This is a genomic window from Micromonospora sp. NPDC048871 (assembly GCF_043198155.1).
In the GTDB taxonomy this organism is placed as follows: Bacteria; Actinomycetota; Actinomycetes; order Mycobacteriales; family Micromonosporaceae; genus Micromonospora.
Window position 1 is genome coordinate 375,895 of sequence record NZ_JBICUM010000001.1, and the last position, 12,949, is coordinate 388,843.

The 12,949-nt window shown below is 72.6% G+C and carries 15 protein-coding genes; 3 read left to right on the forward strand and 12 right to left on the reverse strand.

Going from position 1 to position 12,949, the window contains the following annotated elements; translation table 11 throughout:
- Window positions 1-18 precede the first annotated feature (18 nt).
- A complete protein-coding gene (locus ACGFIK_RS01780; protein ID WP_327022276.1) occupies window positions 19-849 on the forward strand; it encodes an endo alpha-1,4 polygalactosaminidase in 831 nt (276 codons plus the stop codon).
- Window positions 850-855: 6 nt separating this feature from the next.
- Here the strand turns inward: ACGFIK_RS01780 and mutM are convergent, their stop codons facing one another.
- The 10 genes from mutM to ACGFIK_RS01830 form a co-directional block, all read right to left on the reverse strand.
- The gene (gene mutM / locus ACGFIK_RS01785) at window positions 856-1,713 is read right to left on the reverse strand and encodes a bifunctional DNA-formamidopyrimidine glycosylase/DNA-(apurinic or apyrimidinic site) lyase (RefSeq protein WP_327022277.1); all 858 of its coding nucleotides are present in this window, start codon (window positions 1,711-1,713) and stop codon (window positions 856-858) included.
- The gene (gene rnc, locus ACGFIK_RS01790) at window positions 1,706-2,548 is read right to left on the reverse strand and encodes a ribonuclease III (RefSeq protein ID WP_327022278.1); all 843 of its coding nucleotides are present in this window, start codon (window positions 2,546-2,548) and stop codon (window positions 1,706-1,708) included. Before rnc ends, mutM begins: the two co-directional genes overlap by 8 nt.
- Entirely contained in the window at window positions 2,545-3,498 is a 954-nt protein-coding gene (locus ACGFIK_RS01795) for a phosphate acyltransferase PlsX (RefSeq protein ID WP_327027234.1), read from the reverse strand. The genes rnc and ACGFIK_RS01795 overlap by 4 nt, the downstream gene beginning before the upstream one ends.
- 129 nt (window positions 3,499-3,627) lie before the next feature.
- Window positions 3,628-3,801, reverse strand: coding sequence for a 50S ribosomal protein L32 (rpmF, locus tag ACGFIK_RS01800; RefSeq protein ID WP_013732077.1), 174 nt, complete (start codon window positions 3,799-3,801; stop codon window positions 3,628-3,630).
- Between the two features lie 5 nt (window positions 3,802-3,806).
- On the reverse strand, window positions 3,807-4,370 hold the full coding sequence (locus ACGFIK_RS01805; protein WP_327022279.1) for a YceD family protein: 564 nt from the start codon (window positions 4,368-4,370) through the stop codon (window positions 3,807-3,809).
- Window positions 4,371-4,595: 225 nt separating this feature from the next.
- On the reverse strand, window positions 4,596-5,093 hold the full coding sequence (locus ACGFIK_RS01810; RefSeq protein ID WP_327022280.1) for a hypothetical protein: 498 nt from the start codon (window positions 5,091-5,093) through the stop codon (window positions 4,596-4,598).
- A gap of 249 nt (window positions 5,094-5,342) precedes the next feature.
- Window positions 5,343-5,834 (reverse strand): pantetheine-phosphate adenylyltransferase, encoded by a 492-nt coding sequence (gene coaD, locus ACGFIK_RS01815; protein ID WP_327022281.1) that lies wholly within the window; start codon window positions 5,832-5,834, stop codon window positions 5,343-5,345.
- Window positions 5,831-6,394, reverse strand: coding sequence for a 16S rRNA (guanine(966)-N(2))-methyltransferase RsmD (gene rsmD, locus ACGFIK_RS01820; RefSeq protein ID WP_327022282.1), 564 nt, complete (start codon window positions 6,392-6,394; stop codon window positions 5,831-5,833). Before rsmD ends, coaD begins: the two co-directional genes overlap by 4 nt.
- Before the next feature lie 356 nt (window positions 6,395-6,750).
- Window positions 6,751-8,949: an ATP-dependent DNA helicase RecG gene (gene recG / locus ACGFIK_RS01825; RefSeq protein WP_327022283.1), complete on the reverse strand. Its 2,199-nt coding sequence runs from the start codon at window positions 8,947-8,949 to the stop codon at window positions 6,751-6,753.
- The gene (locus ACGFIK_RS01830) at window positions 8,946-10,559 is read right to left on the reverse strand and encodes a DAK2 domain-containing protein (RefSeq protein ID WP_327022284.1); all 1,614 of its coding nucleotides are present in this window, start codon (window positions 10,557-10,559) and stop codon (window positions 8,946-8,948) included. The genes recG and ACGFIK_RS01830 overlap by 4 nt, the downstream gene beginning before the upstream one ends.
- A gap of 232 nt (window positions 10,560-10,791) precedes the next feature.
- On the opposite strand from ACGFIK_RS01830, the gene rpmB reads away from it, so the two are divergent.
- Window positions 10,792-10,983 (forward strand): 50S ribosomal protein L28, encoded by a 192-nt coding sequence (gene rpmB / locus ACGFIK_RS01835; RefSeq protein ID WP_007075181.1) that lies wholly within the window; start codon window positions 10,792-10,794, stop codon window positions 10,981-10,983.
- Window positions 10,984-11,072: 89 nt separating this feature from the next.
- Here rpmB and ACGFIK_RS01840 read toward each other — a convergent pair whose 3' ends face one another.
- Both ACGFIK_RS01840 and ACGFIK_RS01845 read right to left on the reverse strand, forming a co-directional pair.
- Entirely contained in the window at window positions 11,073-11,540 is a 468-nt protein-coding gene (locus tag ACGFIK_RS01840) for a GNAT family N-acetyltransferase (protein ID WP_327022285.1), read from the reverse strand.
- Between the two features lie 62 nt (window positions 11,541-11,602).
- Window positions 11,603-12,541, reverse strand: a complete 939-nt coding sequence (locus ACGFIK_RS01845) for a thiamine-phosphate kinase (RefSeq protein WP_327022286.1) — start codon at window positions 12,539-12,541, stop codon at window positions 11,603-11,605.
- Window positions 12,542-12,709: 168 nt separating this feature from the next.
- Here ACGFIK_RS01845 and ACGFIK_RS01850 point away from each other — a divergent pair, with 168 nt between their 5' ends.
- The gene (locus tag ACGFIK_RS01850) at window positions 12,710-12,943 is read left to right on the forward strand and encodes an Lrp/AsnC ligand binding domain-containing protein (protein ID WP_013732068.1); all 234 of its coding nucleotides are present in this window, start codon (window positions 12,710-12,712) and stop codon (window positions 12,941-12,943) included.
- Window positions 12,944-12,949 lie beyond the last annotated feature (6 nt).

A 12,949-nucleotide genomic window follows, 5' to 3' on the forward strand; every position in this document is an offset into this window, starting at 1 on the left:
CTACCTGCGGAGCTGGCGATGCGGATCGGGCTGGGCGGGCGACCGGTACGAGGGGTACTGCTCGCCGCCCTGGCCCTCACGCTGCTGGTGTCGCCGGCCGCCTGCCGGCCGGATCTCACCCCGCCCGGGGCGCCGACCACCTGGCCGGCCGCCTCGGCCCGGCTGTGGCGGTGGCAGTGGCAGCTCGACGGCCCGCTGGACCTGACGGTCGAGGCGGACGTGTTCGTCCTGGATCCGGTAGCCACCACCTCGGCGCAGACCGGTGAGCTGCGGGCCCTGGACCGCCGGCTGGTCTGCCAGGTGCATGTCGGCTCGGTGCATCCGCAGGACCCGGATGCGACCCGGTTCGCACCCCAGGTCCGTGGCGCGACCGCTGCCCGCACCGGTCGCCGGTGGCTGGACGTACGCCGATGGGAGGCCCTGCGGCCGGTGCTGGCCGACCGGTTTCGGCTCTGCCGGGGCAAGGGCTTCGGCGCGGTGCTGCTGGCCGACGCCGACGGTTACGCCCGCTCCCCCGGCTTCCCGCTGGAGTTCGACGACCAGTTGCAGTTCAACCGCCGGGTAGCGGGGTTGGCCCGTTCGCTGGACCTCTCCCCCGGCCTGCTGGGCAACCTGGGGCAGGTGGCCGCGCTGGAGCCGGACTTCGACTTCGCGGTCGACGAGGAATGCGTACGCCTCAAGCGGTGCGCGAAGCTGTTGCCCTTCGTCGACGCCGGCAAGCCGGTCTTCCATGTCGAGTACGCCGGTACCCTGACGGACTTCTGTGTCACCAGCGTCGGGTACGGATTCGCCTCCATCCGGAAGAACCGCACCCTGGACGCCTGGCGGCTGCCCTGCCCCGCCCCGTGATCCGGGTCAGCCCCGCAGGGTGGCGCGGGGGCGGGGCTGGCAGCGGGGGCAGCTGTACGACGACCGGTTCATGAAGGCCTCCCGGCGGATCGGGGCGCCGCACCGCCGGCAGGGCTGACCCTCCCGGCCGTAGACGTTCAGGGCCCGATCGAAGTAGCCGCTCTCCCCGTTGACGTTGACGTACAGGGCGTCGAAGCTGGTGCCGCCCGCGACGATCGCCTCACCCAGGACGTCGCGTACGTGGCCCAGCAGCCGCCCCACCGCCGGGCCGGTCAGGGCGTCCGTCGGGCGGGTGCCGTGCAGTCCGGCCCGCCACAGCGCCTCGTCGGCGTAGATGTTGCCCACCCCGGAGATCAGGGTCTGATCGAGCAGGGCCCGCTTGACCTCGGTTCGCCGACGGCGCAGCGCGGTGACGAAGTCCTGGTCGGAGAAGTGCGGATCCAGGGGATCCCGGGCGATGTGGGCGATCTCCGAGGGCAGGATCGCGCCGCCCTCGCTGACCGACAGCCCGCCGAACGTACGCTGGTCGACGAAGCGCAACTCCGGGCCCTCGTCGGCGAACCGGAAGCGGACCCGCAGGTGGGTCTCGTCCGGGGCGGCAGCCGGTTGCAGCAGCAGCTGCCCGGACATGCCCAGGTGCCCGATCACCGCGTCCCCGCTGTCCAACGGCAGCCAGAGATACTTGCCGCGTCGGCACACGTCCAGCACGGTCCGCCCGGCCAGCACGTCGGCGAAGTGGGCACCCCCGGCCAGATGGCGGCGTACCGCCCGCGGGTGGCGTACCTCGACCGAGTCGATCCGTCGGCCGGTGACCCAGCGGGCCAGCCCCTGGCGGACGGTCTCCACCTCGGGCAGCTCAGGCACTTGGCGCCTGCACCTCGGGCCGGCCGCTGTCCGCGCCGATCCGCCCGTCGCCGACCGCTACCGGGTCGGCGGCCACCCCGGCGACCGCGGGCTCGTCCGTCGCCGACTCCGCCCGGTCAGCCTCGGCCTGCGCGTTCAGGGTCCGCCAGGCCGACTCGGCGGCCCGCTGCTCGGCCTCCTTCTTGCTGCGCCCGTCGGCGCCGCCGTACCGGTTGCCGGCGACCACCACCCAGGCGGTGAAGGTCTTCAGGTGATCCGGTCCGGCCCCCTCGATCCGGTACTCCGGCACACCCAGACCCAGCGCGGCCGTCAGCTCCTGGAGGCTGGTCTTCCAGTCCAGGGCGGCACCCCGACCGGCCGACTCCGCCATCAGCGGGTCGAACAGCCGGTGGATGACCATGGCGGCGGTGTCCAGCCCGTACTGGAGGTAGATCGCACCGAGCAGGGCCTCCAGGGTGTCGGCGAGGATGCTCGCCTTGTCCCGGCCCCCGGTGGTCTCCTCCCCCTTACCCAGCAGCAGGTACGGGCCGAGCCCGTCCGGGCCCAGGCCCCGGGCCACATCGGCCAGGGCCCGCATGTTGACCACGCTGGCCCGCAACTTGGCCAACTGCCCTTCCGGCAGGTCCGGGTGGTTGTGGAAGAGGGCGGTGGTGATCACCACCCCGAGTACCGAGTCGCCGAGGAACTCCAGCCGCTCGTTGGTCGGCAGGCCACCGTTCTCGTACGCGTACGAGCGGTGGGTCAGGGCCCGCTCCAGCAGGTCCGGGTCCATTGACACGCCGAAGGCTGCCTCGAGGTGGCCGATGGAGGGGCGCCGTCGATTGTCATTGCTCATGATGTGCGTACCTCGGTGTCGGTCGTGCGATCGATGCGGTCGGCGGCGAGCAGCGCGGCGACCCGGTCGGTGGCGGCTCGCCGCCACAGGTGGGCGGCCAGTGCGATGCCGGAAGCGATGTCGGCCGGGCGGGCGGCGCCGTGACAGACCACCACGGTGCCGGCCACCCCGAGCAGCGCGGCCGCCCGAGGCGCGCCCCCATCGGGGGGTGGCCCCCCGGCCATGGCGTACGCGCCCTCGATCGCCTTGAGCAGCACGTTACCGGTGAACCCGTCGGTGACCACCACATCGGCGCGCGTGCCGAGGCAGACGTCGTACCCCTCGACCAGGCCCACGTACCGGGCGTCAGCGGGCAGTTCCACCGCGCTCAGGAGGGGCTCGGCCAGCCGGCGGGAACGGTCGCCCTTACCGGGTTCGGTGCCCACCGAGAGCAGCCCCACCCGGGGGGCGGCGAGATCGTGGCTGATGGCGGCGTACGCGGCGCCGAGCACGGCGTGCCGGGTCAGGGTCGTCGGGCCCGACTCCATCGAGCCGCCGACATCGAGCAGTACGACCGGCCCGGAGGTGCCCGGCAGGGTGGCGGCCAGCGCCGGCCGTCGGGTGTCCGGCCAGCGGCCCAGGCCGAGAGCGGCGGCGGCGACGGTGGCACCGGTCGAGCCGGCGGAGACCACCGCGTCGGCCTGACCGGTGCGGACCGCGGCGACGGCCGCCCGGACGGTGGTGTCGGCGCGGGCCGTGGTGAGATCGGCGGCCATGCCGACGGCGGTACGCGCCGGTCGAAGCGTCACCCGGGCCCGTTGGGCCGGGTCCAGGGCGCTCACCAGCACGCCGGCTGCCTTGGTCGGGCCGACGAGGAGAAGGTGCAGGTCGGGGTCGGCGCGCACCGCCCGTAGAGCGCCGTCCACCACCACGTCGGGAGCGTCGTCCCCGCCGAGGAGGTCAACGGCGATCCGTGCGGTACCCGGCTCCGTGACGACGCCGGCCGGGGAGAGCCGGCCGGCGTCGGCGGGAGCAGCGGGCGATCGCCGGGGCGTGCGTGTCGCCCGACTCGCGGTCGGAGACGTCACGCGGCGTCCGGGTCAGACCTCGAGAACCTGGCGGCCGTTGTAGGTGCCGCAGACGGAGCAGGCGGCGTGCGGCAGCTTGGGGGACTTGCACTGCGGGCAGGCCACGGTCGCGACCGCCGCGGCCTTCCAGTTCGCCCGGCGGGACCGGGTGTTGCTGCGCGACATCTTGCGCTTGGGGACGGCCACGGTTCTTACTCCTCTGTACGGGTCAGTTGCGACAGGCCCGCCCAACGCGGGTCGACCTGCTGGTGGCTGTGGTCCGCCGGCAGATCGTCCCAGTGCACCCCACACTCGGGGCACAGGCCCGGGCAGTCCTGACGGCAGAGCGGGTTGGTCGGCAGTGCGAGCACCACCGCGTCCCGCAGCGCCGGTTCCAGGTCGATCAGGTCACCCTGCAATCGACCGACTTCGTCCTCTTCGGTGGTGGCGTCCGTGGTGCTGTTCTCGTACGCGTACAGCTCCTGGATGGTCACCGTCACCGAGTCGTCGATCTCGCGTAGGCACCGACCGCACTCGCCCCGGATCGAACCGCTGACGGTCCCCGACACGAGCACGCCCTCGGACACCGACTCCATCCGCAGATCGAGTTCGAGGTCCGCGCCTTCCGGCACGCCGATCAACTCAACGCCGAGGTCCGACGGTGCCTGAACCACCCGTTCGACGGTACGCAACGCACCAGGTCGGCGCGGCAGCTCCCTCGTGTCGAGGACCAGCGGCGACCTGGGGTCGAGTGAAGAAGGCGTGTGTTTGGGCATAGTCAGACTCCGGCCGGTGAGAGGCCGACAAACGAGGTTACCTGGACAGGCACTCGAACGTCGAACCGGGGGCGGCCCCACCGCTGGCGGCGGGGCGGATGCGGGTGGCAGGCCAGCTCCGAACGATCGCCGGTTCCCGGGCTCCGGTCGGCTGCCGGTCTCCGGATTGTCGCCGGCTCTGGTCGGTGTGGCTGGAAGATCGCGGCGCCGATGCGGTCGGGCCGCTCAGAACGGTAGCGGCCGTTCCGTCTCCTCACCACCGAAGGTGCCGATCTCCCGCAGCGCGTGCATCTTGTCCCGCCCGCGCTCGATCGAGGCCAGCGCCCGGGTGAGGAACTGCTCGAAGTTGGCCAGCGCGGTGTCGACGTAGTCGTCGACCTCCTCGCGCAGGCGCTGGGCCTCGGCCCGGGCCTCGGCAATGATCCGGGCGCCCTCGTGCTCGGCGGAGACGGTGATCTCGTTCACCGAGACCAGGCGGGCGTGTTCCGCCTCACCTTCGCTGATGATCCGGTCGGCCTCCCGCTTGCCGGCCTCCATGATCTTGTCGCGTTCCTCCAGGAGAGCGGCGGCCCGGCGCAGGTCAGCCGGAAGCTCGGCACGCAACTCGTCGAGAGCAGCGATCATCTCGCCCCGATCGACCATGCAGTTGGTGCGCGACATCGGGACGGAGCGCGCCTGCTCCACGATGGCAATCAGTTCCTCGATGCGGTCGAGCGGGTCCACCGGCACCTCACTCCTGTCGTTGGTCAGGCCGACCTACATCATGCGGGCTAAGGCCAGTCTCCCGCTTCATCCAATGATGTCGTCCCACCCCCCACCCACCGCCACACCCCCACCCCCGGCGAGTCGCTCCCACACCCCCGTCTTTCCCCGCCGATCTTGCACTTTTCGTCCCCGCATAAGCCGCACAAGCGGACAAAGCAGCGACCAAAACTGCAAGATCGACGGGGAAAAGGGGTGAGGGCGCGTGGGTTAGGGGGTGGGGGGTGGGGGGGTCAGGCGGGATTTGAGGGCTTCGCGGACGAGGTCGGGGACGTGGGGGGTTACGTCGCCGCCCCACTTGGCCACGTCCTTGACGAGGCTGGAGGAGAGGAAGGAGTAGAGGGGGTTCGTGGGCATGAACAACGTCTCGACACCCGCCAGGCCGATGTTCATCTGGGCCATCTGGAGTTCGTAGTCGAAGTCGCTGACCGCCCTGATGCCCTTGATCAGTACGCTCGCCTGCTGGGCGCGGCAGAAGTCCACCAGCAGCCCCCGGAAGGACTCCACCCGGACGTTGTCATAGGAGGCGGTCACCTCGCGGAGCATGGCTATCCGCTCCTCGATGGTGAACAGTCCGGTCTTTGACTGGTTGATCAGAACGCCGACGATCACCTCGTCGAACAGCCGACTGGCTCGGCCGATGATGTCGAGGTGACCATTGGTGACCGGATCGAACGAGCCGGGGCACACCGCACGTCTCATGATCGGCGACCGTACCAAATGGTGGTCTCGCCGTACCGACGACTGCGCTGACCAGTGATCCCCTCCACCCAGTCGACCGGTTCACTGCGGGTCGACCGTTCCACCACCACCATGGCCTCCGGGGCCAGCCAACCGCCCTCGACCAGGGCGGTGAGCATCGCCCGCACCCCCTCGGGCGACAGGGAGTACGGCGGGTCGGCGAAGACCACGTCGTAGGGCTCGCCGTCCGGGCCGGCCGCCAGCACGGCGCTGACCTTCCCGGTGACCAGTCGAGCGGCCGGTGCCGCGCGCAGGATCGCCATGTTCTCCCTGATCACCCGGGCGGCCCGGGCGTCGGATTCGATCAGCAGCACGTGCCCCGCTCCCCGGGACAGGGCCTCCAGGCCGACCGCACCCGAGCCCGCGTACAGGTCGGCGAAGCGGGCCCCGACCAGGTCGATCTCCGCCTGCACGGAACTGAACAGGGCCTCGCGTACCCGATCTGAGGTGGGTCGGGTGCCGACTCCCGGTGGTACGGCGATCCGCCGGCCACCCAGGTTGCCGGCCACGATCCGGGTCATCGCCCACTGCCGGGGACGCCGCCGAACCCGACCTCGCACCTGAGACCGGGCACCCACCTGCGCCTGCTGTCGAGCCTGCTTCCGCTCATGCCGCCGACGCTACGCGACCGGCGTCGAGCCCTCCCAACGAGCCACACCATCCGAAAGGAGCACAGATCGATCGCTTCCGATACAGGCCGATGGCCACTCGATCCAGGATCGAGTGCCTTCGAGCCAGCCCGAGACCACTCGATCCAGGATCGAGCGCGATCATGGTGAGCGGGTTCAGGTGAGCACAACGCCAGGGGCGGTTCTCCCGCGTCCAGGAGGCAGCCGGGGGGTAGCGCGCCTCGACCGGGTAGGGACCCCCGGGGGGGTCAGCCCTTTTCCAGGTATTCGGCGCGGTCGGCGTCGACCAGGGCGGCCACCGAGGCGGCCAGGGCGGGCTGCCGGGCCAGTTCCGGATCCTGTTCGACCATGGTGATGGCCTCGGCCCGGGCGTCCCGGATCAGATCGGCGTCGCGGAGCAGGGACAGCAGGCGCAGGTGGGACCGCCGCCCGGACTGGGCGGCCCCCAGCACGTCGCCCTCGCGCCGCTGCTCCAGATCCAGCTCGGCCAGCTTGAACCCGTCAGTGGTGGAGGCCACCGCGTCCAGCCGCTCCCGGGCGCTGCTGCCCTCGGTCGCCTCGGTCACCAGCAGACAGAGCCCGGGTGCGCTGCCCCGACCCACCCGGCCCCGCAACTGGTGCAGTTGGGAGACCCCGAACCGGTCGGCGTCCAGCACCACCATCATGGTCGCGTTGGGTACGTCCACCCCGACCTCGACCACCGTGGTGGCCACCAGAACGTCCAGTTCCCCGCCGGCGAAGGAGCGCATCACGGCGTCCTTCTCGTCGGCCGGCAGCCGACCGTGCAGCACCCCGATGCGCAGCCCGTGCAGTGGCCCTTCGGCCAGCAACGGGGCCACCTCGGTCACCGCCAGGGGCGGGCGTCGACCGTTGTCGTCCACCGCCGGTGGTTCCTCCTCGGCAGTGGCCTCACCGATACGCGGGCAGACGACATACGCCTGATGGCCGGCGGCCACCTCCTCGCGCAGCCGCCGCCAGGCCCGGTCCAGGAAGGCCGGCTTCTCGGCGGCCGGCACCACATGGGAGGCGATCGGTGACCGGCCCCGGGGCAACTGGGACAGGGTGGAGATCTCCAGGTCGCCGTAGACCGTCATGGCCACCGTACGGGGGATCGGGGTGGCGGTCATGACCAGCACGTGCGGGGGCTGCTCCGCCTTGGCCCGCAGGGCGTCGCGTTGCTCCACCCCGAACCGGTGCTGCTCATCGACGACCACCAGCCCCAGGTCGGCGAAGTCGACCCCCTCGTACAGCAGGGCGTGGGTGCCCAGCACGATGCCGGCGGCGCCACCGGCGACCTCGGCCAGGGCCCGGCGCCGGGCCGCCGCCCCCAGGGAGCCGGTGACCAGCTCCACCCGGGTGGCGTGCTCGGCGGCGCCCAGCTCACCGGCCTGGGCCAGCGGGCCGAGCAGGTCGAGGATGCCCCGGTAGTGCTGGGCGGCGAGCACCTCCGTCGGGGCCAGCAGCGCGGCCTGCCCGCCCGCGTCGACCACCTGGAGCATGGCGCGCAGAGCGACCACGGTCTTGCCGGAGCCCACCTCACCCTGCAACAGCCGGTGCATCGGATGGCCGGTGGCCAGGTCGGCGGCGATCTCGGCACCGACCTCACGCTGGCCGCCGGTCAGCTCGTACGGCAGCCGGGCGTCGAAGGCCGCCAGCAGACCGTCCGTCCGGGGCGGCCGGGCCCGGGCGGGCGAGGCGGCGGCCTGGTGCTTGCGCCGCACCAGGGTCAACTGCACGGCGAAGGCCTCGTCCCACTTCAACCGCCGACGGGCCCGGTACAGCTCCTCCCGACTGGAGGGCCGGTGGATCTCCCGCAGGGCACCGCCCAGGCCGACCAGGTTCCGGCTGGCCCGTACCCCCGCCGGCAGGGGGTCCTCCGGGGGAGCCACCGTGTCCAGCACCACCCGTACGCAGCGGGCGATCACCCAGGTCGGTACGGCTGCGGCGGCCGGGTAGACCGGGATGAGGGCCCCGGCGAACTCCTCGATCTGCTCGGTGGCCGCCGCCTCCCCGTCGGTCTGGTCGCCGAGCAGGACGTACTCCGGCCCGTTGAGCTGTCGTCGGCCCCGGAAATCGGTGACCTTGCCGGCGAACAGCCCCCACCGGCCGGGCCGCAGTTCCCGCTCGCGCCAGGCCTGGTTACCGAAGAAGGTCAGGGTGAGGCTGCCCCCGGAGCCGTCCCCGACGGTGACCTCCAGCAGGTTGCCCCGGCGCTGCCGCATCGGGCGTACGGCGGTGCGCTGCACCTGGGCCAGCACGGTGACCTGCTCGCCGACGTCGAGGGAGCGGATGTCGGTGTGCTCGCCGCGCTCGTCGTAGCGGCGCGGGAAGTGGTAGATCAGGTCACCGGCGGTGTGCAGGTCCAGATGCCCGGCCAGCGCCTTGGCGGTCTTCTCCCCGACCAGCTTGGCCAGGGGGGTGTCCACGGTGGACGGCTCTGCGGTCATTCGACACCCACCAGCAACGGATAGCGCGGCTGCCCGCCCGGGTAGGCCTGCACCTCGACGAAGGGCCACCGGCGGGCGATGTGGGTGGACACCGCGTCGGTCAGCCCGTCCGGCGCATCCGCCCCGACCAGCAGGGTGACCAGTTCACCGCCGCCACCCAGCAGCCGGTCGACCAGGGCCACACAGGTGTCGACCAGGTCGGCGCCGATCAGATGCACCTCCCCCTCGACCAGGGCCAGCACGTCACCGGCCCGGCAGGGACCGGCGACCGTCAGGGCGTCCCGCCCGGCGTGCACGACCTCGGCGTACCGGCAGGCCCCGGCGGCCTCGGCCATCGCGATCACGTCGTCCTCGAAGCGGCGGCGGGGATCGCGTACGGCCAGCGCGGCCAGTGCCTGCACCGGAGAGCGGGTGGGCACCACGCTGACCTTGACCCCCGACCGGTGCGCCTCCTCGGCTACCTGGTTCGCCACCGCCTGCGCGTCCGGGTCGTTGGGCAGCACCACCACCCGGGCCGCCCCGGTGCCGAAGACCGCCTCCAGCAGTTCCCCGGTGGAGGGATTGCCGGGCACCACCACCGCGCCCTCCCGGGTGAGCAGCTCGGCGATCCCGGCCCCGGCGGCGACCACCACGGCGGCCCGACCGTCCGGCGCGCGGACCGGCCTCGGCGGGACCTGGTCGGCGAAGCGGGTCACCGAGATCTGGTACGGGCGACCGGCGACCACCCCGGCCTCGATCGCCGCCCCGACGTCGTTGACATGCACATGGACCTGCCAGGTGCCCTGATCGCCGACCACCACCAGCGAGTCACCCAGGGCGGCCAGGGTGTCCCGCATCCGGCCGACCGCCTCGGGCTCGGCGTCGAGCAGGAACTGCACCTCGTAGGCGTACTCCGGGGAGCCGGTCTCCCGGGCGGCCGTGGCCGGCGGGGGCACCCTCCGGGGCGGGATGGTCGGCGGTGGCTCGGGGTGCTGCGGGCTCTCTCCGGTGACCACCTCGACCAGGGCGTCCAGCAGCAGGCAGAGCCCGCGCCCACCGGCGTCGACCACCCCGGCGCGGGCCAGGGCGGGCAACTGCTCCGGGGTACGCGCCAGGGCCTGGGCGGCCGCATCCGCCGCCTCCCGGGCGACCACCCGCAGCTGCGGGCTGTCGGCCCGCTCGGCCGCCTCGGCGGCGGCGGCGACCACGGAGAGCAGGGTGCCCTCCACCGGCCGGGCGACCGCCGAGTAGGCCGCGGTGGTGGCGGCACGCAGGGCGGCGGCCAACTCCGGGCCCTCGACCCTGGGGGTGGTGGCCAGGGCGTCCGCGAAGCCCCGCAGGATCTGCGACAGGATCACCCCGGAGTTGCCCCGGGCGCCGAGCAGGGCCCCTCGGGCCATCAGCCGCAGGGCGTGCCCGTGCGGGGTGGCGGCGCCGTCGGCGACCGTGTCGAGGTTCATCGCCAGGGCCTGCTGCGCCGAGGTGAGGGTCAGCACCAGATTGGTGCCGGTGTCGCCGTCGGGCACCGGATAGACGTTCAGGTCGTCGATCTCCCCCTGGTGCCGCTTCAGCGTGGCCAGCCCGCTGGCGCACCAGCGGCGCACGGCGGCGGCATCGAGGGTGTCCAGCACGCTGGGAAGCCTACTGGCGTACCCTGACAGTCGCTGCCGGGCCGGCGTGTCCGGTACGCTCCGGTGACCAGCGGGGCCTGCGTCGTGGTCGGCCCCCTGGACCGGGCCGCCGACGGCGGTCACGCTGCCGAGCCCGGTTGGGCGAGGGCTTTCACCATCGGGTAACCTGGCCAGGTTGCCCGGGCATCGCCTGGCGGCGACCTCATGAACGTTTCAATCCCAGGAGTATCCCGTGGCTAGCGTGTGCGACGTCTGTGGCAAGGGACCGGGCTTCGGCCACAACGTGTCCCACTCGCACCGGCGGACCAACCGCCGCTGGAACCCGAACATCCAGTCGGTGCGTACCCCGGCCGGTGGCGGCACGACCAAGAAGCTGAAGGTCTGCACCTCCTGCATCAAGGCGGGCAAGGTCACCCGCGCCTGACGCGGTAGCACCGGCACCACGATCTGCATCGCCGGCGGGCCTCGATGGCCCGCCGGCATCGTCGTGTCCGCCGACCCTCCAGCGGGATGTCAGAGGGTGCGGCCGAAGGAGAGGCAGCCGGGCTCGGCGGCGTAGTAGCCGAAGTTGGGGATGCGCTCGTAGCCGGCCGAGGTGTACATCGCGATCGCCTCGGGCTGCCGGTCCCCGCACTCCAGGATGATCCGCTTGCGGCCCTGCTCACGGACGGAGCGTTCGATCGCGGCCAGCACCGTACGGGCCACCCCCCGGCCACGGGCCTGCGGGGCGGTGTACATCCGCTTCAACTCGGCCGTCTCGCCGTCGCTGCCGTGACTGCGCCAACCACCGCAGCCGACCGGCTCACCGTCCAGGTGGGCGACCAGGAAGGTGCCGTGCGGCGGGGTGAACTCGCCGGCCTCGACCGGGGTCTCGTCGCCGTCACCGCCGTACCGGGCGCCCAGGTCGGCCAGCGCGGAGGTGATCAGTCGCTGCGCCACCGGAGAGTCGAACGGCACCACGTGGATCTCGATCTGCTGCACCTGTTCAGCGTACGACCAGCCCACCCCCGCACCGCCGGCGACCAGGGGACCCTGGCAGGGGCTCAGCGGAAATGGTCCCAGCCGGCCGGGCCGTCGAAGGGTGCCCCGTCCACGGTCACCCCACGGCCCTCGGCCACCCGACCGATCGGACGCCACCCGTCCGGCAGCTCCACCTCCGGCGGGAAGGTCGCGGCCAGCGCGTGGTCGTCGCCACCGGCCAGCAACCAGGCGTACGGGTCGACCCCGAGGGCCTGGGCGGCGTCGCGCATCTGCGGTGGCACCTCGAAGGCCTCCCGGCGCAGGTCGACGGCCACCCCGCTGGCCCTGGCCACGTGCCCGAGGTCGGCCAGCAACCCGTCCGAGATATCGATCATGGCGGTGGCGCCGAGTCGGGCGGCCACCGGACCGGCCGCGTAGGGCACCTCCGGCCGCCGGTACGCCTCGACCAGCAGCCGGGGGGTGCGGAAGCCACGGGAGAGCACGGTGAACCCGGCCGCGGCGTAGCCGGTGCGCCCGGCCAGGGCCACCAGGTCGCCCGGTCGGGCGCCGGACCGGGTCACCGGGGGCCGTCCGGCCAGATCGCCCAGGGCGGTGACCGCGATGGTCAGGGTGGGGCTGGCCGACATGTCCCCACCGACCACGCTCGCGCCCACCCCGGCCGCCTCGGCACCGATGCCGTCGGCGAGCTGCTCGACCCAGCCGGTCTCCACCTCCGTCGGCACGCAGAGGGCCACCAGCAGGGCGGTCGGCTCCGCCCCCATCGCCGCCACGTCGGCCAGGTTGGCCGCCGCCGCCCGACGACCGATGTCGTACGCCTCGGACCAGTCCCGGCGAAAGTGCCGCCCCTCCACCAGCACGTCGGTGGAGGCGACCACCCGGGAGTCCGGTGCGGCGACCACGGCCGCGTCGTCACCCGGCCCGAGCAACACGGTCGATCCGTAGGACAACCGGGCGGTGACCCGGTCGATCAGGCCGAACTCGCCGACCCCCGCGACACTCACGCCGCCACTCCGCCACACTCCGCGGCGGCGTCTGGGGCCACCCCGCCGAACCTGAAGGTACGCTCGCTCACCGCTTCTCCTCGGCCGCCGATAGGGATCACACCTGGTCCGTAAGGTACTTTCTCCCTTCGGGCCGCCTGGCAGGCGGCGACGGAGGGAGGTCGAGTCGTGGTACAGGCGTACATCCTCATCCAGACAGAGGTCGGCCGGGCGCGTGACGTGGCCGGTCTCATCGCGGATCTTCCCGGCGTGGTCCGGGTCGACGCGGTGACCGGGCCGTACGACGTGGTCGTGCTCACCGAGGCGAACACCGTCGACGAGCTCGGCAAACTCATCGTCAGCAACGTGCAGATGGTGCCCGGGATCACCCGGACCCTGACGTGTTCGGTGGTGCGGTTGTAAGTGGGC